This window comes from Gammaproteobacteria bacterium (assembly GCA_034522055.1).
Lineage (GTDB): Bacteria > Pseudomonadota > Gammaproteobacteria > JAABTG01 > JAABTG01 > JAABTG01.
On sequence record JAXHLS010000002.1, the window covers coordinates 2,566,654 to 2,591,068 of the forward strand.

General features: G+C 66.5%; 21 protein-coding genes, 2 tRNA genes and 1 other RNA gene. 18 read left to right on the forward strand and 6 right to left on the reverse strand.

Going from position 1 to position 24,415, the window contains the following annotated elements:
- Positions 1 to 67: 67 nt before the first annotated feature.
- From U5S82_12510 to U5S82_12520, 3 genes are all read right to left on the reverse strand, one after another.
- Complete coding sequence (locus tag U5S82_12510; GenBank protein MDZ7752465.1) at positions 68 to 1,459, reverse strand: SEC-C metal-binding domain-containing protein; 1,392 nt, start codon at positions 1,457 to 1,459, stop codon at positions 68 to 70.
- Positions 1,399 to 1,992, reverse strand: a complete 594-nt coding sequence (ssb, locus tag U5S82_12515; protein MDZ7752466.1) for a single-stranded DNA-binding protein — start codon at positions 1,990 to 1,992, stop codon at positions 1,399 to 1,401. The genes U5S82_12510 and ssb overlap by 61 nt, the downstream gene beginning before the upstream one ends.
- 124 nt (positions 1,993 to 2,116) lie before the next feature.
- A complete protein-coding gene (locus U5S82_12520) occupies positions 2,117 to 3,496 on the reverse strand; it encodes an MFS transporter (protein ID MDZ7752467.1) in 1,380 nt (459 codons plus the stop codon).
- Positions 3,497 to 3,781: 285 nt separating this feature from the next.
- Here U5S82_12520 and uvrA point away from each other — a divergent pair, with 285 nt between their 5' ends.
- The 3 genes from uvrA to U5S82_12535 all read left to right on the forward strand — a co-directional run bounded on the left by uvrA (position 3,782) and on the right by U5S82_12535 (position 9,185).
- Complete coding sequence (gene uvrA, locus U5S82_12525) at positions 3,782 to 6,607, forward strand: excinuclease ABC subunit UvrA (GenBank protein ID MDZ7752468.1); 2,826 nt, start codon at positions 3,782 to 3,784, stop codon at positions 6,605 to 6,607.
- A 139-nt stretch (positions 6,608 to 6,746) separates the two neighbouring features.
- A complete protein-coding gene (locus tag U5S82_12530) occupies positions 6,747 to 6,944 on the forward strand; it encodes a hypothetical protein (protein MDZ7752469.1) in 198 nt (65 codons plus the stop codon).
- Positions 6,945 to 7,355: 411 nt separating this feature from the next.
- Positions 7,356 to 9,185, forward strand: a complete 1,830-nt coding sequence (locus tag U5S82_12535) for an SLC13 family permease (protein ID MDZ7752470.1) — start codon at positions 7,356 to 7,358, stop codon at positions 9,183 to 9,185.
- 120 nt (positions 9,186 to 9,305) lie between these two features.
- On the opposite strand, the gene U5S82_12540 is transcribed toward U5S82_12535, so the two are convergent.
- Positions 9,306 to 9,791 carry an Rrf2 family transcriptional regulator gene (locus U5S82_12540; GenBank protein MDZ7752471.1) on the reverse strand — a complete coding sequence of 162 codons (486 nt, stop codon included), beginning with the start codon at positions 9,789 to 9,791 and terminating at the stop codon, positions 9,306 to 9,308.
- 100 nt (positions 9,792 to 9,891) lie between these two features.
- On the opposite strand from U5S82_12540, the gene U5S82_12545 reads away from it, so the two are divergent.
- Together U5S82_12545 and U5S82_12550 are read left to right on the forward strand one after the other, a co-directional pair.
- Positions 9,892 to 11,070 (forward strand): NnrS family protein, encoded by a 1,179-nt coding sequence (locus U5S82_12545; GenBank protein ID MDZ7752472.1) that lies wholly within the window; start codon positions 9,892 to 9,894, stop codon positions 11,068 to 11,070.
- Between the two features lie 148 nt (positions 11,071 to 11,218).
- A complete protein-coding gene (locus tag U5S82_12550) occupies positions 11,219 to 11,782 on the forward strand; it encodes a hypothetical protein (GenBank protein MDZ7752473.1) in 564 nt (187 codons plus the stop codon).
- Positions 11,783 to 11,796: 14 nt separating this feature from the next.
- Here the strand turns inward: U5S82_12550 and U5S82_12555 are convergent, their stop codons facing one another.
- Positions 11,797 to 13,014 carry a response regulator gene (locus U5S82_12555; protein MDZ7752474.1) on the reverse strand — a complete coding sequence of 406 codons (1,218 nt, stop codon included), beginning with the start codon at positions 13,012 to 13,014 and terminating at the stop codon, positions 11,797 to 11,799.
- 29 nt (positions 13,015 to 13,043) lie between these two features.
- Positions 13,044 to 13,292: an EAL domain-containing protein gene (locus tag U5S82_12560; GenBank protein ID MDZ7752475.1), complete on the reverse strand. Its 249-nt coding sequence runs from the start codon at positions 13,290 to 13,292 to the stop codon at positions 13,044 to 13,046.
- Between the two features lie 620 nt (positions 13,293 to 13,912).
- On the opposite strand from U5S82_12560, the gene U5S82_12565 reads away from it, so the two are divergent.
- From U5S82_12565 to U5S82_12625, 13 genes are all read left to right on the forward strand, one after another.
- A complete protein-coding gene (locus U5S82_12565) occupies positions 13,913 to 14,155 on the forward strand; it encodes a hypothetical protein (protein ID MDZ7752476.1) in 243 nt (80 codons plus the stop codon).
- A 164-nt stretch (positions 14,156 to 14,319) separates the two neighbouring features.
- Complete coding sequence (gene tadA / locus U5S82_12570; GenBank protein ID MDZ7752477.1) at positions 14,320 to 14,772, forward strand: tRNA adenosine(34) deaminase TadA; 453 nt, start codon at positions 14,320 to 14,322, stop codon at positions 14,770 to 14,772.
- Between the two features lie 250 nt (positions 14,773 to 15,022).
- A complete protein-coding gene (locus U5S82_12575) occupies positions 15,023 to 15,514 on the forward strand; it encodes a nicotinamide-nucleotide amidohydrolase family protein (protein ID MDZ7752478.1) in 492 nt (163 codons plus the stop codon).
- The gene (gene thpR, locus U5S82_12580) at positions 15,507 to 16,040 is read left to right on the forward strand and encodes an RNA 2',3'-cyclic phosphodiesterase (GenBank protein MDZ7752479.1); all 534 of its coding nucleotides are present in this window, start codon (positions 15,507 to 15,509) and stop codon (positions 16,038 to 16,040) included. The genes U5S82_12575 and thpR overlap by 8 nt, the downstream gene beginning before the upstream one ends.
- 68 nt (positions 16,041 to 16,108) lie before the next feature.
- Positions 16,109 to 17,161: a recombinase RecA gene (gene recA, locus U5S82_12585; protein MDZ7752480.1), complete on the forward strand. Its 1,053-nt coding sequence runs from the start codon at positions 16,109 to 16,111 to the stop codon at positions 17,159 to 17,161.
- A gap of 10 nt (positions 17,162 to 17,171) precedes the next feature.
- Entirely contained in the window at positions 17,172 to 17,597 is a 426-nt protein-coding gene (locus tag U5S82_12590) for a regulatory protein RecX (protein ID MDZ7752481.1), read from the forward strand.
- Positions 17,598 to 17,736: 139 nt separating this feature from the next.
- Entirely contained in the window at positions 17,737 to 20,376 is a 2,640-nt protein-coding gene (gene alaS, locus U5S82_12595; GenBank protein MDZ7752482.1) for an alanine--tRNA ligase, read from the forward strand.
- A 582-nt stretch (positions 20,377 to 20,958) separates the two neighbouring features.
- Positions 20,959 to 22,188, forward strand: coding sequence for an aspartate kinase (locus tag U5S82_12600; GenBank protein MDZ7752483.1), 1,230 nt, complete (start codon positions 20,959 to 20,961; stop codon positions 22,186 to 22,188).
- A 258-nt stretch (positions 22,189 to 22,446) separates the two neighbouring features.
- The gene (gene csrA / locus U5S82_12605) at positions 22,447 to 22,641 is read left to right on the forward strand and encodes a carbon storage regulator CsrA (GenBank protein MDZ7752484.1); all 195 of its coding nucleotides are present in this window, start codon (positions 22,447 to 22,449) and stop codon (positions 22,639 to 22,641) included.
- 68 nt (positions 22,642 to 22,709) lie between these two features.
- A tRNA-Ser gene (locus U5S82_12610) sits at positions 22,710 to 22,802 on the forward strand.
- A 34-nt stretch (positions 22,803 to 22,836) separates the two neighbouring features.
- Positions 22,837 to 23,048, forward strand: a non-coding RNA gene (locus U5S82_12615) — RtT sRNA.
- A gap of 49 nt (positions 23,049 to 23,097) precedes the next feature.
- Positions 23,098 to 23,174: transfer RNA gene (locus U5S82_12620), tRNA-Arg, on the forward strand.
- Between the two features lie 726 nt (positions 23,175 to 23,900).
- On the forward strand, positions 23,901 to 24,335 hold the full coding sequence (locus U5S82_12625) for a hypothetical protein (GenBank protein ID MDZ7752485.1): 435 nt from the start codon (positions 23,901 to 23,903) through the stop codon (positions 24,333 to 24,335).
- Positions 24,336 to 24,415: the final 80 nt, after the last annotated feature.

Here is a 24,415-nt window from a genome sequence, read left to right on the forward strand (position 1 = left end):
TTGCGGGAGGTCCCGGGTTATCGCGGCCTTGCCGGTGGCTCGTGGCCATGGTTGCCGGGGCGGGGCTTCATGGCTTGTTCAGGCAGCACTTCTTGTACTTGCGGCCGCTGCCGCAGGGGCAGGGGTCGTTGCGGCCCACCTTCGGTGTCTTGCGGGTTTGGGGTTCGACGGTGGCGAGGCGGGCGAAGAGTTCGACCGCCAGGTTGTGGGCCAGTGGCCGGGCGTCCCCGAGGCCGAAGTCGTCGTAAAAGTCATCCCATGAATCGTCGACGTCGGTCCATTCGGTAATGTCGCCGCGGGCGAAGGCTTCCTCCACGCTTTCCGGAGCGAAGGGGTCTATCTCCACCAGCCCGGGCTCGATGCGACCCAGGGCTTCGAGTAGAGGCCGGTGGCGCTCGCGGGGGAAGCCCAGCAGCTTGATTCCCGCCAACAGTCGTAGCTTGGGATCGTCGTCCTCCCGGCCGCACAGGGCGGCGACCCAGTCGAGGGTATGCTCCAACCGCTCGCCGCCGTGGGTGGCGGCATGGGTCACCAGCACATCGACGGCGAGTAGCCGCGTGTCCCGGGGCCGGGTTCCGTCCTCGGCCACGGGTTTGAGGGGCTCCACGCTGGTTGCCGGCTTGTTCTTGAACAGCATCCACCAGGAGTCGTGGAGAAGGCGTGGCAGGTCATCGTCCTCGGGCCGGGTGGCGATGAGGTGGAAGGCGCGCCGCAGGGCGTCGCCCGCGTCCCCGCCGGCCATGCGTCCCAGGACCATCACGGCGTGACGAACCCCCCAGAACTCATCATCGGAGAGTTCCCTGATGCCGATGGCGGGGTGGCAGGCCGTGATGTGGCGTTCCAGCAGAGGGATCATGGTCTCGCCGCGACCGGCGCATTCGTCGATCACGTCCAGGGGCACGTTCGCGCCCGCGGTCATCAACGTCTGGAACAGGTGGTCTTCGTCGAGGGCCTGCAGCGCTATGGCTTCGAACCAGGGTGTGGCCGGTTTCGCGTAGAACTCGTGGTAGATGCCATAGGCCAGCAGGGGTATGAGGTACCTGACGTCTTCCAGGCCGACCGGGCCTCTACCGGCCCCTTTCAGCCCCAGGGGGTCCCTTCGATCAAGCGTGCCGCCCATGATAACGAGGGCGCTGTCGAGGACGGGATAGGTGTTTGCCAGGGCGTGCCATTGGTCATTAAAGAAGGTGATGCCCAGGATGTAGCCGGCCACCCAGTGCTGCAATCCGGCGGTATCTTCCGTGCCCGGAGGCAGGGTGGGAGGACCTTTGTCCATGTCCGCCTCCAACCGCTCGATCATGAACTCCAACTCGGCCTCGAGTTTGTGCGTTTCGATGGGGGCGAGGTCCGCGCTCAGCTTTTCCAGCACCACGTCGAGGTCGTAGCCCGGCGTGCTGGCTACGGCGGTAACGATGCCGTCGAGGTACAACGCGGCCTGTCGTGGATGCAGATCTGGCATAGGGGCGGGTGGCGGGCGCGGCCCCGTTGGGGCGCCGCGCCCTTGTCGGCGCAGAACGGGATGTCGTCGTCGAAATCGTCGGCGGGTGGCTGGCTGGCGGCGGGCTTGCCGGCGGGCGGCTTCTGGCCCTGGGCGGGTGGGGGGGACTGGTCCCAGTCGTCGTTGCCGGGGCCGGTGGAGGCGGGCACGCTGTCGCTGCGGCCATCCAGCATCTGCATCTCGCTGGCGACGATCTCGGTGGTGTAGCGGTCCTGGCCGTCCTGGCCCTGCCACTTGCGGGTGCGGATGGAGCCTTCCACGTAGATGCGGGAGCCCTTGCGCAGGTACTGGCTGGCGATGTCCGAAAGCTTGTTGAAGAACACCACGCGGTGCCACTCGGTGCGTTCCTGGCGCTCGCCGGACTGCTTGTCCCGCCAGGTCTCGGTGGTGGCGAGCCGGGTGTTGGTGACGCCGCCGCCGCTGGGCATGTAGCGGGTCTCGGGGTCCGCCCCCAGGTTGCCGATGAGAATTACCTTGTTGACGCCTCGGGCCATGTCGCTCCCCCTAGAGAATGGTTGTGTTCCAAGATGGTTATCGCTGCGGCGCGGTCCTGCGCCGTTGCGCCGGCCACCGTGGCGGGCCGACAGGTGAACAATGTCCCTTGCCGCCGGCCCTCTGTCAACCGTGTCCGGCGGCCTGGGCCAGGGCGTCCTCGTCGAGGGTGCGGTGGTCCACCTTGAGGTAGGCGATGCCCTCGTCCCCCACCACCACGGCCTCGGCCACCCCGGGTACGCGGCCCAGGCGTGTGGCCAGGGCGCCGGCCTCCACCTGGGGCAGGCGGCCCACGCTCAGCAGGCGGCTGGACAGGTGCTCGGGGAAGCGCATGGTCAGCGCCAGCAGCAGCCACACGCCGGCGGCGCCGGCCCCCAGCAGGAACACCTGGGCGATGCCGCCGTGGTCGAGGATCAAGCCCCCCAGCACGCCGCCGAGGAAGGCCCCCATGAACTGGGAGCTGGAATACACCCCCAGGGCGGTGCCCTTGCTGTGGGCCGGGGCGACCCGGGACACCAGGGAGGGCAGGGCGGCCTCCAGCACGTTGACGGCGGCGAAGTACACCACCAGGGTGGCGGCCAGCCCGGCGAGGCTGTGACCGGTGGCGTAGAAGCCCACCTGGGCCAGGCCCATCACCACCACGGCGCCCACGAACACCGGCCGCATGCGGCGGTGTTTCTCGGCGATGATGACGAAGGGCACCATGAACACCACCGATAGGGTCAGCACCCCCAGGTAGACCATCCAGTGGTCGGCCCCTGGCATGTGGCCGCCCAGCAGGGGCGGCAGGGCGACGAAGGTGGCGGTCATGATGGCATGGAGAATGAGGATGCCGCCGTCGAGGCGCAGCAGCCGGCCGTCCGACAGCACCCGCCCGAACAGCTCGGGCACCGCCTCGGCCTCGCGGTGGACGGAGCTGGAGGCGGGGGTGGGCACGTAGAAGAACAGGATGGCGAGGCCGCACAGGGCGAACAGGGTGGTGAGCCAGAAGATCCCCGCCAGGCCGTGCTGGCCGGCGACGATGGGGCCGAGGATGAGGCTGGCGAAGAAGGCCACGCCGATGGTCATGCCGATGGTGGCCATGGCCTTGGTGCGGTGCTCCTCGGGGGTGAGGTCGGCGGCCAGGGCCAGTACGGCGGCGGAGACGGCGCCGGAGCCCTGCAGCGCCCGGCCGATGATCACCTCCACCATGGAGTCCGCGGTGCCGGCCACCGCGCTGCCCACGGCGAACAGGGTGAGGCCCATGGCGATGACCGGCTTGCGGCCGATGCGGTCTGACAGGAAGCCGAAGGGGATCTGCAGCAGGGCCTGGGTGAGGCCGTAGATGCCGATGGCGAGGCCGGCCAGGGTGGCGGTATAGCCGGGCAGGGCGGTGCCGTAGAGGGTGAACACCGGCAGGATCATGAACAGGCCGAGCATGCGGAAGGCGTAGATCCCCGACAGGCCGATGACGGCGCGTATGGCCACGGGGCCCATGGAGGGCGGGGTGTTCTCTTTATGCGTCATGGTGCGAGTCGGTTAGCCCCCCTCCGCGGAGACTGGCGTAGGGGGCGCCCGTGCAATTCCTTGGGTTGTCCTGCCCTGGCTTATCTGCCGCTTTCAGGGCCCGGTTTCAGGCCTCGTTTTCATGCCCCGTTTTCATTGGCTTGGGGCCTGGACCGGGACGGGCGCCCTGGGTTTCCCCCTCATCCGGGGTGCCCGTGGGCGAGGAAGCCCGTAATATTAGCAGTTTGTGGCGAATTTTCTGCCCTTTCGTTTCTGCTGCAGTTACCGGAGCCCGTCCCATAGCCGATGGACACCATTCGTATCGAGGGTGCACGCACCCATAATCTCAAGAACATCCGCCTGGAACTGCCCCGCGACCGCCTCATCGTCATCACCGGCCTGTCGGGCTCGGGCAAGTCCTCCCTGGCCTTCGATACCATCTATGCCGAGGGCCAGCGCCGTTACGTGGAGTCCCTGTCGGCCTACGCCCGCCAGTTCCTGTCCATGATGGAAAAACCGGACGTGGACCAGATCGAGGGCCTGTCCCCGGCCATCTCCATCGAGCAGAAGTCCACCTCCCACAACCCTCGCTCCACCGTGGGCACCATCACGGAGATCTACGACTACCTGCGCCTGCTCTATGCCCGCGTGGGGGAGCCCCGTTGCCCTCAGCATCACGAGCCCCTGGCGGCCCAGACCGTGTCCCAGATGGTCGATCACGTACTGGCCATGGAGGAGGGCACGAAGCTCATGCTGCTGGCACCGGTGGTGGATCAGCGCAAGGGCGAGCACCACCAGGTCATCGACCAGTTGCGGGCCAAGGGCTTCGTGCGTGCGCGGGTGGATGGCCAGGTGTACGAGCTGGACGAGGTGCCGGAGCTTGACCTGCGCCGCAAGCACACCATCGAGGCGGTAGTGGACCGCTTCAAGGTGCGGGCGGATCTGCAACTGCGCCTGGCCGAGTCCTTCGAGACGGCCCTGGAGCTGGGGGAGGGGCGGGCCCGCGTGCTGTGGATGGACGAGCCGGAGCGCGAGGCCATCGTCTTCTCCAGCCGCTTCGCCTGCCCGCTGTGTGGCTACAGCATCAACGAGCTGGAGCCCCGCATCTTCTCCTTCAACAACCCGGCCGGGGCCTGCCCCGAGTGCGACGGCCTGGGCAACAAAGCCTACTTCGACGCCGCCAAGGTGGTGGCCCATCCGGAGCTGTCCCTGCCCGGCGGCGCGGTGCGGGGCTGGGACCGGCGCAATGCCTACTATTTCCAACTGGTGGAGGCCCTGGCCCACCACTACGGATTCGACCTCGACACGCCCTTCGAGGAGCTGCCGGAGGAGACCCGGCAGATCATCCTCTACGGCAGCGGCCGCGAGAAGATCACCTTCCGCTACCACATGGGGCGGGGGCGGCCGCGGGAACGCAAGCAGGCGTTCGAGGGCATCATCCCCAACATGAACCGGCGCTACCTGGAGAGCGACTCGGCGGTCATCCGCGAGGAGCTGGCCAAGTACCTGTCCCAGCAGCCCTGTCCCTCCTGCCACGGGGCGCGCCTGCGGGAGAGTGCGCGCCACGTGTTCGTGGCCGAGACCAGCCTGCCCCAGGTCACGGCCATGGCGGTGGGCGATGCCTGGGACTTCTTCGCCCGGGCGGAGTTCAAGGGCCAGCGGCGCGACATCGCCGCCAAGATATTGAAGGAGGTGGGGGACCGCCTGCGCTTCCTGGTGAACGTGGGCCTGGATTACCTGACCCTGGACCGCGCCGCCGAGACCCTGTCGGGCGGCGAGGCCCAGCGCATCCGCCTGGCCAGCCAGATCGGCGCCGGCCTGGTGGGGGTGATGTATATCCTCGACGAGCCCTCCATCGGCCTCCACCAGCGCGACAATGCGCGCCTGCTGGAGACCCTCACCCAGCTGCGGGACATGGGCAACACGGTGATCGTGGTGGAGCACGACGAGGAGGCCATCCGCGCCGCCGACCACGTGGTGGACATCGGCCTGGGGGCCGGCGTCCATGGCGGGCGCATCATCGCCCAGGGCACCCCCGAGGAGGTGGAGGCCACCCCCGAGTCCCTCACGGGCCAGTACCTGGCGGGTACCCGCTCCATCCCCGTGCCCGAGGTCCGGGTCTATCCCGCCGATGACTACTGGCTGGAGCTGGAGGGCGCCCGCGGCAACAACCTCAAGGACATCTCGGTGAAGATCCCCCTGGGGGTGATGACCTGCGTCACCGGGGTGTCGGGTTCGGGCAAGTCCACCCTCATCAACGACACCCTCTATCCCGTGGCGGCCCGCGCCCTGAACAAGGCCAACCTCGACGCCGCACCCCATCGCGCCCTGCGCGGCCTGGAGCACCTGGACAAAGTGGTGGACATCGATCAGAGCCCCATCGGCCGCACCCCGCGCTCCAACCCGGCCACCTATACCGGCCTGTTCACCCCCATCCGCGAACTCTTCGCCGGCACCGCCGAGGCCCGCTCCCGGGGCTACGCGCCGGGGCGCTTCTCCTTCAACGTCAAGGGCGGGCGCTGCGAGGCCTGCCAGGGGGACGGGCTGGTGAAGGTGGAGATGCACTTCCTGCCGGACATCTACGTGGCCTGCGACCAGTGCCAGGGCAAGCGCTACAACCGCGAGACCCTGGAGGTGAACTACAAGGGCCGCAACATCCACCAGGTGCTGGAGATGACGGTGGAGGAGGGGCGGGCATTCTTCGATGCCGTGCCGGTGCTGGCGCGCAAGCTCCAGACCCTGATGGATGTCGGGCTGTCCTATATCAAGCTGGGCCAGAGCGCCATCACCCTGTCCGGCGGCGAGGCCCAGCGCGTCAAGCTGGCCAAGGAGCTGTCCCGCAGGGATACCGGCAACACCCTTTATATCCTCGACGAGCCCACCACAGGCCTGCACTTCCATGACGTCAAGCAGTTGCTGGGCGTATTGCACCGGCTGCGCGACCACGGCAACACGGTGGTGGTCATCGAGCATAATCTGGACGTCATCAAGACCGCCGACTGGATCATCGACCTCGGCCCCGAGGGCGGCGGCCGTGGCGGCGAGGTGGTGGCCACCGGCATGCCCGAGGAGGTGGCGGCGGTGGCGGCGTCCCATACCGGGCGCTATCTTGCCCCCATGCTGGGGATGTGACGGCGGGGCAAGCACCGGGCCATGGCCGGGCGGCGCCTCCGGGTTATTCATGGGCCCGACGGCACCGGTGTGCGGCGTCGGCTGTCGCCCATGGCGGCGAGGGACTGACTCCATTGAGAGCGGAACCGGAGGTGTGCGGATGCGGGTACCCATAGACGACACCACGGGCTGCGCCCTGTGCCGCTTCATGCGCGGCGTGGCCTTCGGCGGCGCGGGGGCCGCGGTCATCGGTTTTCCCGCCCACTGGCTGGGGTTCGACCAGCAGACCACCCTCATCGACGCCTTCTTCGGCGCCCTCATCATCGGCGGCTGGCTGAACCGCTGGGTGTCGGGATGAATCCCGACCTACATTCGTGCCACAGGAACAGGCGGCGGGGTTGCGCCTGCAGCTCGGGCTGTAGGTCGGGCTTCAGCCCGACAGCCCGCCGGCGGGGATTCCGGCCCGGCGTAGGGTGCATGGAGCAAGGCCAAATGTCGGGATGAATCCCGACCTACATTTGTGCCATGGGAAGGGGCGATTGTCTTGTCTTCGTGGCCGGGCTGTCGGGATGAATCCCGACCTACAAGTGGCGCATGGTGCGTGCACCGGAGCTATACTCTGCCATTCACCATTCACCATTCACCATTCACCATTCACCATTCACCATTCACCATTCACCATTCACCATTCACCATTCACCATAACCTCCATGTCCTCCGGTAACGGCTCCACCCACCCACGCCCGTCCACCCCAACCGAGGCCCGCCCGTGACCCTGCCGGCGGCGCCGGACGCCCATGGCATCGCCGTGCTGGTGCTCGTGGGTGTGGCCCTGGTGCTGTTCACCCGCGAGCGACTGCCCCTGGAAACCTCGAGCCTCATCGTGCTGGTGGTGCTCACCGTGGGCTTCGAGGTCTTCCCCTATACGGTGGATGGGCGCGCGTTGCATGCGGTGGATTTCTTCTCGGGCTTCGGCCACGAGGCCTTGGTGGCCGTGGCGGCGCTGATGATGGCGGGCCAGGGTCTGGTGCGCACCGGAGCCCTGGAACCCGTGGGGCGGGGACTCGCCAGGATATGGGCGGTGAGCCCCATGCTGTCCCTGCTGTTGACCCTGGTGGTGGGGGCCATCCTGAGCGCCTTCGTCAACAACGTGCCCATCGTGGTGCTGTTGCTGCCGGTACTCGTGAGCATCGCCCTGCGCACCGGCCAGCCGGCCTCGGGCATGCTGCTGCCCATGGGCTTCGCCACCCTGGTGGGGGGCATGAGCACCACCATCGGTACTTCCACTAACCTGCTGGTGGTGGGGGTGGCGGCGGACATGGGCCTGAAACGCTTCGGCATGTTCGACTTCTTCCTGCCCGCCGCCATCGCCGCCGGCGTGGCCATCCTTTACCTGTGGCTGGTGGCACCCCGCCTGTTGCCCCAGCGCGATGCCCATCTGGGGGATGCCTCGCCGCGCATCTTCACCGCCCAGCTGCGCGTGGAGGAGGAGGGCTTTGCCGACGGTGCGACCCTGGCGGAGGTCCGGGACAAGGCCGGCGACGGCTTCCGGGTGGTGGAGGTGCGTCGCGACGATACCGGCCTCATGGCGCCCTTGCCCGATGCCACCCTGCGCGCGGGCGACCGGCTCACGGTGCGGGATACCCCGCAGAACCTCAAGGAGTACGAGGAGGTGCTGGGGGCGCGTCTCTACAACGGTGACGAGCCGGTGGACGACGACAATCCCCTGGACTCGGGGGACCAGCAGATCGCCGAGATCGTCGTCACCCAGGGCTCGCCCCTGGAGGGGCGCAGCCTCGGCACCCTGCGCTTCTTCGAGGACCGCGATCTTCTCACCCTGGCCCTGCACCGCACGGGGCGGGAGAAGCGGGCATTGCATGGGGAGGTGGCCGACGTGCCCCTGCGGGTGGGGGACGTGCTGCTGGTGCAGGGCGACCAAGAGGACATCGCCGACATCAAGCGTCGGGGCGAGTTATTGGTGCTGGACGCCACCGCGGACCTTCCCCACACCCGCCGTGCTCCCCTGGCCCTGGCCATCATGGCGGGTATCGTCGTCACGGCCGCCCTGGGGCTGTTGCCCATCGCCGTGAGCGCCCTGGCCGGTGTGCTGCTGATGCTGCTCACCGGCTGCCTGCGCTGGAGTGACGCGGCGGCCAGCCTCAGCACCGCCGTGGTCATGATCGTGGTGGCCAGCCTGGCCCTCGGCTCGGCTCTGCTGGCCACGGGCGGCGCCGACTACCTGGCCCGCCTCTACCTCGCAATATCGGCCGGGGCCTCGCCGGCGGTGCTGCTCGCCGGCCTCATGCTGACCATGGCGGTGTTCACCAACGTGGTGTCCAATAACGCCGCCGCCGTCATCGGCACCCCCATCGCCGTGGGTATCGCCGCCGAACTCGGCCTGCCGGCGGAGCCCTTCGTGCTGGCGGTGCTGTTCGGCGCCAACATGAGCTACGCCACACCCATGGCCTACAAGACCAACCTGCTGGTGATGAACGCCGGTGGTTACACCTTCGGCGATTTCGTGCGCGTCGGGGTGCCCCTGACCCTGCTCATGTGGGTCACCCTGTCCTGGCTGCTCGCCGTGCTTTATCCCATCTGAAGGTATTGCCGGTCCACGCAACCCGGCCGGGGCCGGGCTCTCCACCACGCCTGCGGGGACGGGGCCCGATGACGGGACTCGCGCCGGTATGGGCTTAGCGGGGGACAGGATGGCCGGGTTTCAGGGGGCCTCTCCGACGGGTGGAACGGCGGCCTCGCCCAGGGCATCGACCAGGGCATCGCCCAGGGTATCGAACTTCCGCCGCATGGCCGGCGTGGCCACCATGTCGGCGAGGGTGTAGCGGTTCAACCGTTCCATGAACGTCCCCCGGGCCTCCTCGAGGGCGCCCTCCAGTCGGCAACCGGGAGCCAGCCGGCAGGGATTGCGGCCGTAGCATTCCACGATGGCGGCGGGTTTGTCCATGTCGTCGAGCACGGCGCCCACGCGGATGGTGGCCGGGTCGTGGGCCAGCCGCAGGCCGCCCAGTCGGCCCCGGTCGCCGTGGATGAGGCCGGCCTGGGAGAGATGGTGCACCACCTTGCGCAGGTGCTCATGGGAGATGTCGAAGAAGGCGGCGATCTCCCGCATGGGTACGGCACGACCGGGCGTCTGGGTGAGGTAGATGAGGATCCTGAGGCCGTAGTCGGCGAAGCGTGAGATCTGCATGGGCGATACTCGTCGGGCCGGGGGTGATCCCTTTTGAAAGCGGCACCCGATTAATATAATGTAGTTATAATACATCTTTAATCAAAGGCCGCTCAAACTCATGCGCCATAAACCCGCCGCCTCCCGCGAGGTGCCGCCGCTGCTGCGGCTCGGATTCAGGCCCTTCTTCCTGCTGGCGGGCTTCACCGCCGCCCTGTTCATGCTGCTCTGGGTCTATATGATCCAAGGCGGTACCCTGCCTATCGCGCAGCCCCTGCGCTGGCACGCCCACGAGATGCTGTTCGGTTTCGCCGGGGCCGTCATCGCAGGCTTCCTGCTCACCGCGGTGCGCAACTGGACGGGGCGGGAGACCCCCACCGGGGCCGGCCTGGCGGCCCTGGTGGTGCTGTGGGCAGCCGGCCGCGTGTTGCCCTTCACGCCCCTGCCCGCCGCGCTGACGGCCCTGGTGGACCTGGCCTTCCTGCCGGTGGTGGCCGTGGTCATCCTGTGGCCCATCCTCGCCGTGCGCCAGTACCACAACCTGCCGGTGGTGGGGATCCTGCTGCTGCTGGCGGCGGCCAACCTGCTGGTGCACCTGGAGGCCCTGGGCTGGACGGCCACCACCGCGGCCACCGGCCTGCGCCTGGCCTGGCTGACGGTGATCCTGCTGCTGGTGCTGATGGGGGGGCGGGTGGTGCCGTTCTTCATCGGCGCCGCCACGGGCCGCCGCGAGGGCCTCGGGCCCCGGCGCTCGCTGGAGCTGGCGGGCACCATCACCCTGGTGGGGTGGGTTCTCGGCATGCTCCTGGCCCCCCTCGCCGCCGGCACTGCCTGGCTGGCCCTGGCCGCTGCCCTGTTCCAGGCCCTGCGCATGGCGGGCTGGCACGTGCCGGGGCTGTGGCGCCAGCCCATGTTGTGGGTGCTCTACCTGGGCTACGGATGGATCCCCCTGGGGCTCGCCTACTACGGCGTCACCGGCCTCACGGGTGGGGCGCCCCTGCTCACGCTGCACAGCTTCACCGCCGGCGCCATCGGCACCCTCATCCTCGGCATGATGCCGCGGGTGTCCCTGGGCCATACCGGTCGTCCCATAGCGGCCTCGCCCCTGCTGGTGGCGGCCTTCGTGCTGGTGCTGGCGGGGGGGCTGATGCGGGTGTTCGCGCCCGCCCTGGTGGCCCCACCCTATGGGGCGACGGTGGTGGCGTGGTCCGGCGTGGTATGGGCCGCGGCCTTCCTGTTGTTCGCCGTGGCCTTCACCCCGGTGCTGTCCCGTCCCCGGGTGGACGGGCGCCCGGGTTGAGCTGCCCCGGGCCCCGGGGGCCGGAACCGGTTGCCCCGGGCTGCTTTCGGACGGTGGGATGGTGTTAGAGTATCGTCCAATCCCTGGATGGGGCGGGGCCGAACCCGGGAACGGCGAGGCCGGGCCGAGAAGGGCCATGAATGATGTCATGAATGACGAAGTACGCGACCGGTTCACCTATGCGATCGATGCCACGGACAGGATCGATTCCGTATCCGCCGAGTGGCTGGCTTTCGCGGCGCGCAACGATTCCCCTCATCTGACCGAGCGGAGCGTCATCGGCAGGTCCCTGTTCGATTTCATCACCGAGCCCACCACCGCGCAGATTTACCGGATCGCCATCCAGCGGGTGCGTGATAATGAGGAATCCATCACAGTGCCGTTTCGCTGTGATGGTCCCCATTGCCGGCGCTTCATGGAGCTTCACATGTCCCCACGCGCGGACGGCGGGGTGTGTTTCGAGAGCCGCCTGTTGCAGGAAGAACCCCGGCCCACCGTGATGCTGCTCGATGCCACGCTGGCACATGGCAGCGACCTGCTCAAGATGTGCAGTTGGTGCAAGCGACTAATGGTGGAGGGCACCTGGATGGAGGTGGAGGAGGCGATCGCCCGCCTGCGCCTCTTCGACTCCCGTCGCTTGCCCGAGGTCAGCCACGGCATCTGCCCGCAGTGTCGCGAAGGGCTCATGGACCAGGTGCAGAAGAGCGCCTGAGGCTGCGCCGGGGCTCAGCGGCGGCCGGGGGGCGCGGCGGCGCTGGGCCCGGCTGCCCCGGCCCCTCCGGTGCCCGTGACCTTCTTAACCTTCTCCCGCAGGGCGTCGTAGGAGAAGGGCTTGACGAGAAACTCACGTACCCCGACCTGGCGCCCTGATTCCACCACCGGACGGGTGGCGTTACCGGTGACGATGACGATGGGGATGTCCCTGGTCCTGGGATGGGCCTTCAGCATACGACACAAATCCATGCCGTTCAGCTTGGGCAGGTTGATATCGATGAGCAGCAGGTCGGGGGTGTCGGATACGGCCGTGAAGTAGCCGCCGTCACCGTCGAAGGCCTGGATGACCTGGTGGTCGTCCATCTCCAGCATCTCCCGGATGGTGTCATTCAGCTCCGTGTCGTCGTCTACCACCATGATGCTCAGGGGCGGTTTCTCAGCGGTGGCGGCCCTGGCGGCCCTGGCGGCGAGGGCGGCCTGGGCCTGCTCTTTGACGGCCTTGTAGCGTGCCACCATGTCATCGATGGATGCGCCGAGGCGATTCTTGAAGTCCTCGAGTTCCTTGTCGAGGTCCATGCGGATCCCGTCCCGGAAACCCGCCGCCAGGGCGTCCTGGTCCAGTACCTTGACCGCGCCCGCGAAATCGGGCCCGCCGAGGCGGGCCTCGAAATCGGCAAGATGCTGGCGGACCCGGTTGCGGAGTCGGATCTGGTCCTCCTGGGCCTGATCAGCCATGGTCTGCTGGTCCTGCGCGATGGAGGCCATGGTCTTGTCCGTGGCCTGGCGGGAACGGGCCAGGCTCTGCTCCCCCACGGTGCGCTTGATTCGGTCCTCGGTCTCCAGGGAGCGCGCCAGGCGGTAGGCCCTGAACCTCAGCAGGCAGGGGTCGGACAGGGGCTTGAACACCACGAAGTCGTCGAAGCGCCCGCGCGTCACCGCGCTGCAGGCCCCGCGGGCGTCGCTGGAGGCGCACAGGAGCAGGGTCCGATGGCTGCCCGGTCGATCCCGCATGGCCTGGCGCAGCATGTCGGTGTAGGCGTCCTGGGCACCCTCCAGGGTACGGAAGGACAGGGCGATGACGCAGAAATCGCGCCCCATGATGAAGCGGCCCGCCTTTGTCGCCTCGGTGGCCGCGCCCTTGCGGGGAAAGTTGGGGTTGAGGTGGCGCGCGATCTCGTCGAGGTCGTCGGCATCGTCGCCGGCGATGAGCAGCGGAACGGATGTCTTCATGGCCGCACGGTAGTGAGTCTATCCCTGAGTCAGGTGTTACCTTCCAGGTTAGTAAAATCGGGGGGTTGCTGCACCATCCGGATGAAATCATCCGCCGGCATGGGGCGCGCGAACAGGTAACCCTGGGCCGTCTCGGCACCGAAGGCCATGAGCTGCGCCAGGGCCTCCGTGTCCTCCACGCCCTCGGCGCATACTGACAGGCCGAGGTTGTGGGCCAGGTCGATGGTGGAACGCACGATGATGTTGGCCTCCGTGCTGGTGGTCAGGCATTTGGGCATTTGGGGTCAGAGTAAAAACCAAGGACTTGAGACAAGTGCCTCTGTCGCACAGACGAGGGATGCCCAAGACATTATGATTATGAACGGCAAGCAACTACGCGAAATGAGGCTATAGCAATGGCGTATGCTAGTAGCGGATATACGGTGAAGGAGATAGGGGGGGGCTTTGGGCTTTATTACTCAAGGATCAGTCGTCGACTTAATACAAAAAAGGCAAAAGACAAGACCTGCCCCCTTGCTGTGCTGACCCCTTGCTGTGCGGGCCGCGCCGAGGCGCGTTCAAATCCGTTCCCGACGGATTTGGCCCAGAGGGAGAGGGGGTGACATCGGGCTTCACGACTTTCACGTTAACTCTCCTGGCGATACGCGCCGCCCAAGATGATGAAAGAGGAGCGCGTATCGCCATGTTCGTTCCCTCACCCCATCCCTCTCCCAGAGGGAGAGGGGGAGTCCGTGCTTCGCGACTTTCACGTTAATGTACCAGTAGCAGACCTTTTCTCACCCCTTTACTCGCTGGGTGGCAACTCCCGCAAAGCCTTCTATAGTTGTTTCGTCAGCAGCACAGTATGGACTGTCATGGATTGCGACGTTTGATTGAGGAGGGCCAAGGAGTGAATAACATGCAAATCAAAGCGACTAATCGGGCGCGCCGACTGTTTGTAGCGACCTTCGTCGTGGTATTGCTGGGTGCTTGCAGTAATGGCGGTGATGGCACCCCGGAGACGGTGGCTGGCACTGGTCAGTGCTGGTCTGAACCGGGAGGCGTCGGCAATTTGCTCAAAAACTCTTCCACCAAGAAAGAGTGCAAGGCCTTGGGCGGCAAATCTTGGTGTCCGGTCGGCGGCGGTTGTGAGAATCTCTGATGCTCGCATAATCCGTCCTTGACGGGCGGGAGTGCCCATCGATCCGGCAGAATAGAACCATCAGTAATGATAGACGCGAGTCGTCCGCTGCGGCTTGGCGCGAGGCCTGTTTCCATGAGTTCAGCAGCGCCGGTTTCTGGCTTGACTAGGGGGGCCACTTTACCTTGCTGGACGCGTATTGGATGGGGCATGCCCTGGGGCTGGCGGCTGATGCCCGGGTGGCGGGGGAGGTGCCGGTGGGCGCTGTGCTGGTGCGTGGGGGGGAGATCCTCGCGGAGGGACGTAATTCCGCCATCGGCTGGCATGATCCCACCGCCCATGCGGAAATCGTGACGATACGGGCCGCCGGGCGGCGCCTCGCCAACTATCGAATGCCGGGCACGGTGCTCTACGTCACCCTGGAGCCTTGCCCCATGTGTGCCGCGGCGCTGGTGCACGCGCGGGTGCGGCGGGTGGTGTTCGGCGCGGCCGATCCACGCATTGGTGCGGCGGGGACGGTGTTCCAGCTTTTGTCCAACAATCACATGAACCACCGCATCGAGGTCACGGGCGGCGTGCGGGCGGAGGAGTCGGCGCGGTTGTTGCGGCGCTTCTTTCGGGCACGGCGGGGGCCCTGATATGAGCCCCGACGTGGGTAAAGTGTCGTCGTTCCCGGTTGACAGTACCCCATCGGTGGGCCAGATTTCCAAAAATAGCTGCGCTTTGCCGCTGCACGCGAATCATGATTTTCAACGAGGGCCGTAGCTGCGCGGGGTGCAGGTTCGGTATAGGCTGCCCATGGCGGCTCGGCGTCTCGACCCAGGAAGGCGATATGGCATCCCCAAGACCAAGCGTTGCGAGCTTCCGCCCGGGCATCGGAGGCCTTGCATGGACGTGACCCACCATCTGGCCGCCCAGGTCGGGGAGGCCCTGAAGGAACGCAGTGCCAGGCTGGTGGTAGCCGAATCCTGCACCGGTGGCTGGGTAGGTGAGATCATCACCTCGGTGCCCGGCAGCTCGGCGTGGTTCGACCGCGGTTATATCACCTATTCCGACGCCGCGAAGCAGCAAGACCTGGGGGTCTCCGCCGCTACCCTGACCGCTCAGGGCGCGGTGAGCGAGGCGGTGGTGCGGGAGATGGCCGAGGGCGCCCTGGCGCGGGCCGCCGCCCAGGTAAGCGTGGCGGTAAGCGGCATCGCCGGCCCCGATGGCGGCACCCCCGACAAGCCCGTGGGCACGGTATGGCTGGCCTGGGCCCGGGCCGGCGGGGACACCCGCGCGGAGCTCAGCAACTTCGAAGGAGACCGGGAGATGATCCGCAAGCAGGCGGTCCTGGCGGCCCTCCAGGGCGTCCTGGACATGGTCGAGGGGCGTGGCTGAGGCGCGGCGGGAACGGCTGTTCTTCGCCCTCTGGCCCGATCCCGACCTGCGGTCCCGCCTCGCCACCGCAGGCGCCGCGGCCCTGGCAGGCAGCGGGCGCCTGGTGCCGCCGGAGCGTATTCATCTCACCCTTGCCTTCGTGGGCGATGTCGATAAGCCGGTCAGACAATGCCTGCTGGAAGAGGCCGGCCGTATCGCCGCACCAGCCTTCACCCTGGTCCTCGACCGCCTCGGCTGGTGGCGCCGTTCCCAGGTGCTGTGGGTGGGCACGGACCATGGGCCGGCCGGTCTGGCCCAGCTGGTGGCGGAGGTGCACAGGGTGTGCGGCCGGTGCGACGTGGCCCTCGAGGCCCGCGCCTTCGCCACCCACGTGACCCTGGCGCGCAAGGTGCGGCGCGCAGAAACCGGGGAACCGCCCCCGGGCCTGGTATGGTCGGTCGGAGAATTCGCCCTGGTGCGTTCCGTGACGGGGCGGGACGGGCTTTCCTACACCACCGTGGCCACCTGGCCCCTCGCGGAAGGGTAGGCCCCGGCGGGGGCGCTGTGTGATAATCCCCCGCATCCCCACTGGCGGCTCGAGGAGACTTGGTGAGTATGGATGAGAACAAGAAAAAGGCCCTGAGTGCGGCCCTGTCGCAGATCGAGCGCCAGTTCGGCAAGGGTGCGGTGATGCGCATGGGTGACACCCAGGCGGTGGACGTGGAGGTGGTCTCCACCGGTTCCCTGGGCCTCGACATCGCCCTGGGGATCGGCGGCCTGCCCCGCGGCCGGGTGGTGGAGATCTATGGCCCGGAGTCCTCCGGCAAGACCACCCTGACCCTGCAGGCGGTGGCCGACGTCCAGCGCCGCGGCGGCGAGGCGGCCTTCATCGACGCCGAGCATGCCCTCGACCCCATCTATGCCGAGAAGATCGGCGTCAACGTGGAGTCCCTGCTCATCTCCCAGCCCGACACCGGCGAACAGGCCCTGGAGATCGCCGACATGCTGGTGCGTTCCGGCTCGGTGGACATCGTGGTCATCGACTCGGTGGCGGCCCTGACGCCGAAGGCCGAGATCGAGGGCGAGATGGGCGACTCCCACGTCGGCCTCCATGCCCGCCTGATGTCGCAGGCCCTGCGCAAGCTCACGGCCAATATCAAGCGTTCCAACACCCTGGTGGTGTTCATCAACCAGATCCGCATGAAGATCGGCGTCATGTTCGGTAGCCCCGAGACCACCACCGGTGGCAACGCCCTGAAATTCTATTCCTCCGTGCGCCTCGACATCCGCCGCATCGGTGCCATCAAGAAGGGCGACGAGGTGGTGGGCAGCGAGACCCGGGTCAAGGTGGTGAAGAACAAGGTGGCGCCGCCGTTTCGCACCGCCGAGTTCGATATCTACTATGGCGAGGGGATCTCCCGCGAGGGCGAACTCATCGATCTCGGAGTCAAGGAGGGCATCGTGGACAAGGCCGGGGCCTGGTACAGCTATGGTGGCGAGCGCATCGGCCAGGGCAAGGACAACGCCCGCCAGTTCCTGAAGGACAAACCGGAGATGGCGGCGGACATCGAGGCCAAGCTGCGGGCCGTCCTGCTGCCCACCGGCGCGTCCGCCAAGGCGGCCGCGGAGGGGGCCAAGGCGGAGGCCGAGGCTGAGCCCCAGGCGTGACATCCGGGATGTGGCCCTCGGCCTGCTGGCCCGCCGGGAGCATTCCCGCCGCGAGCTGACGGAAAAGCTGCAGGCCCGGGCCTTCGAGATTGAGCCCATCCGCGAGGCCCTGGACCGGCTCGAAGAGCAGGGCTGGCTTGACGAGGGCCGTTTCATCGAGAGCTTCGTGCGCAGCCGGGTCCAGAAGGCCTACGGCCCCTTGCGGATCAAGGCGGAACTCGCCCAGCGGGGCATCGACCGCTCCCGGGCGGAGCGGGCCCTGCGGGCATTGCAGGACGAATGGCCCGCCATCGCCGAGCAGGCCCTGCGCCACCGCTTCGGCACTCCCGTCCCCGCCACCCTCGACGACCACCGTCGCTTTCGCAACTTCCTGCTGCGTCGCGGTTTCGTCGCCGAGCAGGTGACCCGTCTGGTGCGCCGGCCGCCGGCCCCGTGACCCCGGCCCTTCGCGGTACGTCAGCGGGCGCAACTCTTGCTAGAATCGTCCCCTCGGGCTCTTCCGCCCCTGGCCGATTAACGGGGCCCGTTTCTGGCTCATTCCTGGCCCAATGCCGCACCAGACAGTGACGAATCCCATGAAGACCGCCAACGACATCCGCCGTACCTTTCTCGACTACTTCAAGGCCCGGGGCCACGAGGTGGTGCCCAGCAGCCCCCTGGTGCCGGCCAACGATCCCACCCTGCTGTTCACCAACGCCGGCATGGTGCAGTTCAAGGACGTATTCCTCGGCCAGGACAAGCGCCCCTATAGCCGGGCCGCCAGCAGCCAGCGTTGCGTGCGCGCCGGGGGCAAGCACAACGACCTCGAGAACGTCGGCTACACCGCGCGCCACCACACCTTCTTCGAGATGCTCGGCAACTTCAGCTTCGGCGATTACTTCAAGGACGAAGCCATCCGCTACGCCTGGGGTTTCCTCACCGAGGAACTGGGGATCCCGGCCGAGCGCCTGTGGGTGACAGTGTACCAGGACGACGACGAGGCCGCGGATATCTGGCTCGAGGAGATCGGCGTGGCCCCGGAGCGCTTCGGGCGCATCGGCGACAAACCGGGCGGGCGCCCCTACGAGAGCGATAATTTCTGGTCCATGGGTGACACCGGCCCCTGCGGGCCCTGCTCCGAGATCTTCTACGACCACGGCCCCGACATCCCCGGCGGCCCGCCGGGCAGCCTCGACGAGGACGGCGATCGTTATATCGAGATCTGGAACCTGGTCTTCATGCAGTACGACCGTGACGCCAATGGCCATCTCAATCCCCTGCCGGCCCCCTCCGTGGACACCGGCATGGGCCTGGAGCGCCTCGCCGCCCTGCTCCAGGGGGTGCACAGCAACTATGAGATCGACACCTTCGTCCATCTCATCACCGCGGTGCGAGAGCTGGCCCCCGCCGCCGACCCGGAGGACAAGTCCCTGCGCGTCATCGCCGACCACATCCGCTCCGGTGCATTCCTCATCGCCGACGGCGTGGTGCCCGCCAACGAGGGCCGGGGTTACGTGCTGCGGCGTATCGTGCGGCGCGCCATTCGCCACGGCCACCGCCTCGGCCTCAGGGACCCCTTCTTCCACCGCCTGGTGGCACCCCTGGCCCGGGAGATGGGGGATGCCTACCCGGAACTCCATGAGCGCCGGGAGATCATCGAGCGGGTATTGAAACAGGAGGAGACCCGTTTCGCCGAGACCCTCGACCAGGGCATGGCCATCCTCGAGCAGGCGGTGGCGAACCTGGAGGGCGAGGTGATCCCCGGCGATGTGGTGTTCCAACTCTACGATACCTACGGCTTCCCCGTGGACCTCACCGCCGACGTGGCCCGCGAGCGCGGCCTGACCCTGGACATGGCGGGCTTCGAGGCGGACATGGCCGCCCAGCGCCAGCGGGCGCGGGCCTCCAGCCGTTTCACCATGGCCGCCGGCGAGGGCCCGGAACTCATCACCTGCACCGATTTCATCGGCTACGACAGCCTCGAGGGCGAGAGCGTGGCCACCGAGTTGCTGTTCGACGGCGCCACCGTCGACGAACTGAGCGCCGGCACCGAGGGCGGCATCGTGCTGGAGACCACCCCCTTCTACGCCGAATCCGGCGGGCAGGTGGGCGACCGCGGCCGGTTGCGCGGTGCCGGCGGCGTGTTCGAGGTGCGCGACACCCAGAAGCAGGGGGCGGCCTTCGTCCACCTGGGGCGGGTGGTCGAAGGACGCATCGGCAAGGGCGACCGCCTCAACGCCGAGGTGGATGCCGATGCCCGCTACGGCGTGGCGCGCAACCACTCCGCCACCCACCTGCTGCACGCCGCGTTGCGGGATGTCCTGGGGGACCACGTGCAGCAGAAGGGCTCCCTGGTGCAGCCCGGGCGACTGCGCTTCGATTTCTCGCACTTCGAGCCCTTGAGCGCCGAGCAGGTGGCGGAGATCGAACGCCGCGTCAATGCCGAAGTGCTGGCCAACGCCGAGGTCCAGACCCGGGTCATGTCCATGGACGACGCCATGGCCGCGGGGGCCCTGGCGCTGTTCGGAGAAAAATACGGCGACCGGGTGCGGGTGCTGTCCATCGGCGATTTCTCCACCGAGCTGTGCGGCGGCACCCATGTCTCCCGTTCCGGCGACATCGGTCTGTTCAAGATCGTGGCGGAGACGGGGGTGGCGGCGGGCGTGCGCCGCATCGAGGCCATCAGCGGCCACACCGCGGTGGCCTGGGCCATGGATACGGACCACCGCATCAGGGACCTGGCCGGCCTGTTGCGCGCCGACCAGGACACCGTGGAGCCCAAGCTCAGGCAGTTGCTGGAGCGCCAGCGCGAGCTGGAGAAGACGGTGGAGCAGCTCACTGCCAGGCTGGCCAGCAGCCAGGGCGGGGAACTGTCCAACCAGGCCTTGGACGTGGGGGGCATCAAGGTGCTGGCGGCCGAGCTGGAGGGAGCCGACAGCAAGACCCTGCGGGACACCGTGGACCAGCTCAAGAACAAGCTGGGCACCGCCGCCGTGGTGCTGGCGGCCGTGGAAGACGGCAAGGTGCGCCTGGTGGCCGGGGTATCCCGGGACGCCACGGATCGCGTCAAGGCCGGAGCCCTGGTGAACTTCGTCGCCCAGCAGGTGGGGGGCAAGGGCGGCGGGCGTCCCGATATGGCCCAGGCCGGGGGCAGCGACGCCGCCGCCCTGCCCGGGGCCCTGGGGTCCGTGGCCGACTGGGTACGGGAACAGGTGGAGGACCGGGCGCTATCCTGAACGCGTCCCGGATGGCCTTCTTTGGCACGGATGTAGGTCGGGATTCATCCCGACATTCAACCCGCCGCGCATACCTCGCGCCGGGTCGGTACCACCCGCCAGGGGGGGGCGGTGTCGGGCTGAAGCCCGACCTACAAACACCTCCCACCGCCTGTTCCTTTGGCACGGATGTAGGTCGGGATTCATCCCGACATTCAACCCGCCGCGCATACCTCGCGCCGGGTCGGTACCACCCGCCAGGGGGGGCGGTGTCGGGCTGAAGCCCGACCTACAAACACCTCCCACCGCCTGTTCCTTTGGCACGGATGTAGGTCGGGATTCATCCCGACATTCAAACCCGCCGCGCATACCTCGCGTCGGGTCGGTACCACCCGCCAGGGGGGGCGGTGTCGGGCTGAAGCCCGACCTACAGCCCGACCTACAGCCCGATCTACAATTTGTTTTTTGAATTCGTGCCCTAATCAATATCCGGTGGCCCTTTTTTTTATCCGTGGAATGACGTCTAATTGCGCGCTTTGTGTCCGCACCGGCCGCCTTGGCGGCCGTGCGCATCGGAACCCCTGTTTTGGAAGCAAGTCATAGATGGCCCTGATCGTTCAGAAGTACGGCGGCACCTCCGTGGGCGACCTTGAGCGCATCGCCCACGTCGCGGGGCGCGTGAAGGCCGCACGGGACGCCGGCAACCACGTGGTCGTGGTGGTGTCGGCCATGAGTGGCGAAACGGATCGCCTGCTCGCCCTGGCCAAGGCCATCGGCGACGTGCCCCCGCCACGGGAACTGGACGTGCTGCTGTCCACCGGTGAGCAGACCACCATCGCCCTGCTGGCCATGACCCTGGAGACTCAGGGGTGCCCGGCCCGTTCCTACACCGGGGCCCAGGTGCGCATCCAGACCGACAGTGCCCACAACAAGGCGCGCATTCTCAGCATCGACCATCAGACCCTGTGTCACGACCTCAAGCAGGGCTACGTGGCGGTCGTGGCCGGGTTCCAGGGCGTCGACCCCCAAGGCAACATCACCACCCTGGGTCGCGGCGGCTCCGACACCACGGCCGTGGCCCTGGCGGCCGCCCTGGATGCCGACGAATGCCAGATCTATACGGATGTGGACGGGGTCTACACCACGGATCCCCGCATGGTGCAGACGGCCCGCCGCCTGGACCGGCTCACTTACGAGGAGATGCTGGAGATGGCCAGCCTGGGGGCCAAGGTGCTGCAGATCCGCGCCGTGGAATTCGCCAGCAAGTACAAGACGCGATTGCGGGTGCTGTCCTCTTTCGAGGAGGGACCCGGCACGCTCATCACATCCGAGGACGAAATCATGGAGCAGGCGGTCATTTCAGGCATCGCGTTCAACCGTGATGAAGCGAAGATAACCATCCTGGGGGTGCCCGATAATCCCGGCATCGCCCGACGGATCCTCGGGGCGGTGGCGGACCGTAACATCGAAGTGGACATGATCATCCAGAACGTTGCCCAGGACCACACCACCGATTTCACCTTCACGGTCCATCGCAACGACCTCCAGCGAGCCCTCGAAGCGGTGCGCAAGGTGGCGGCCGAACTGAGTGCCCGTGAGGTTATAGGCGACGACAACATCGTCAAGATCTCCCTCGTGGGCGTGGGCATGCGCTCCCATTCCGGCATCGCCAGCCTCATGTTCGGCGCCCTGGCTGACGAGGGTATCAACATCCAGATGATCTCCACCTCCGAGATCAAGATCTCCGTGGTGGTGGAGGAAAAATACCTGGAGTTGGGGGTGCGTGCGCTGCATGATATCTTTGAACTGGATAAACCCCCTGCAGAGGGGTAGATTTCCTGCCTAGAATAGGAATTATACTAGGTTAAGCTTTCATTACGTATCTTTTATACTCTGATGGTGTGAGTAACACGTTGATGGGCAAGGAATATCCGTCGACCCTATCGGATTTGATTTTTTTCATGGTTCGCGGTGAGAGTCTGAACCGCAGCACATTCCGCCCCGTAGTCTCGGGGCGGCGGTAGTTCTGAGGAACCTCGATCCAATAAGACTGGCGACAGACAAGCCAGAAGGACATTCGGAGAGTAGACGATGCTTATTTTGACCAGGCGGGTGGGTGAAACGTTGATGATCGGTGACGAAGTGACCGTCACGGTGCTCGGAGTGAAGGGTAACCAGGTCCGCATAGGGGTGAATGCCCCGAAGGATGTATCTGTGCACCGCGAAGAGATCTACGAGCGCATACAGCAGGAGAAAATTCAGGCCGGGGGGGCGGCCCAGGGCTGAGAGCCGCGGGCTCAAAACCCTTTTGCCAGGGGCCCTGTAATCGGATATTCTAGCGCCCCTTCGAGGAAGGAGAGATGGCCGAGCGGCTGAAGGCGCTCCCCTGCTAAGGGAGTATGGGGTTAATAGCTCCATCGAGGGTTCGAATCCCTCTCTCTCCGCCAAACAGTGCGCAGGCAAGGAAGCCTTGTCTGTAGGCATTTCAGTGCAAGGAGAGGGATGAGAACCCGAAAGGAGGGTTCGACAAATGCGTCGGGAACGCATTTGAACGTCGCGGAGCGACGGCCCGCAGGGCGGAGGGCAGGGATGCCCGGAGACCAAATGCGTCGGGAACGCATTTGAACGTCGCGCAGCGACGGCCCGCAGGGCGGAGGGCAGGGATGCCCGGAGTAATCCCTCTCTCTCCGCCAATCAGTGCAGGGGCAAGGAAGTCTTGTCCGGTGGTCAGTCAAGCATCACGCGCCCGTAGCTCAGTTGGATAGAGTACCTGGCTACGAACCAGGTGGTCGGAGGTTCGAATCCTTCCGGGCGCGCCATATAAACCCGCGCCATATAACCCCAAAGGACCACCCCCAAGTGGCCCTTCGGGGGTTATATTCCGATGGTGAGAGGAATAGCACCTCTGAAATAAGCGACATGGTTCGACAAGCCGCGTCAGCCACGAATTTTCCAGATCCTCATCCCGGGCCTGCCCCGGCATCCAGAATCCCACCGTCATCCCGGGCCTGCCCCGGCATCCAGAACGTCACCGTCATGCCGGATCTGACCCGGTATCGCTTCGGAAGCCCGGTGGGAGGGCTGACGTTGGCCAATACTTAAAGAATCCCATTCTCGCGCCGAACAATAGGGGCGCGGCCCGGTCGCAAGACATCATTAACGTGAAAGTCGCGAAGCACGAACTCCCCCTCTCCCTCTGGGACAAATGCGTCGGGAACGGATTTGAACGCGCCTCGGCGCGGCCCGGAGTACAGGGATGGGGTGAGGGAACGAACATGGCGATACGTGCTTCGCTTTCATCATTTCGGGCGGCGCGTATCGCCATGAGAGTTAACTTAGTGCGGGTTCCGAGGCCAATGGCGGAGCCCGTGCCTCGGGTTGTTCCAAAAGGGATGATCCTCTGCCGTCGCGGGTTCCAAGGCCTGATATAATAGAGCGATTAAAATAATGATTGGTCAGGCGACCGACGTCTCATGGAGACGCTCCGAAGTACGACGACCCGATGAGTGGTTGCCGTGTCATCGGGCTCAATGGCGAGGGCGGGAATGAGCGAACAGACAGTGAACAGCGATGCGCTGATGAAGCGCATCGAGCATCTCGAGAAACGCTATCGCGTCATGAAGCTGGCGGGGGTGCTGCTGGTGGTGGTGTTGCTCGGATACTGGACGGTACGGAATTTCGTGGACACGCCGGTCACCGTGAAGAAGATTCTCCTCGAGTCCCAGGAGGTGAAACTGGTGGACCAGGAGGGGAACACGCGCTTCTTCCTGCGTCTCTACTCCAAGGTGCCCATCCTCCAGCTCATCGATTCGAACGGCAAACCACGCATGTCCCTCGGCCTGCGTTTCGACGATACCCCGTTCATCGACCTGTCGGACAAGAACGGCGAGACCCGGGCCGTATTCGAGATGACGGCGGAGGATGAACCCACCCTGCGGCTGCTCGATCGCAACGGCCAGACCTCCTTCAAGATCAACTGACAGTCTGCCCCAAAAAAAAGTTTGCATCGACGGCAGCCTTTGAGAAGGCGTGCGGTTGTGCTCGGGGATTGTGCCGTGAT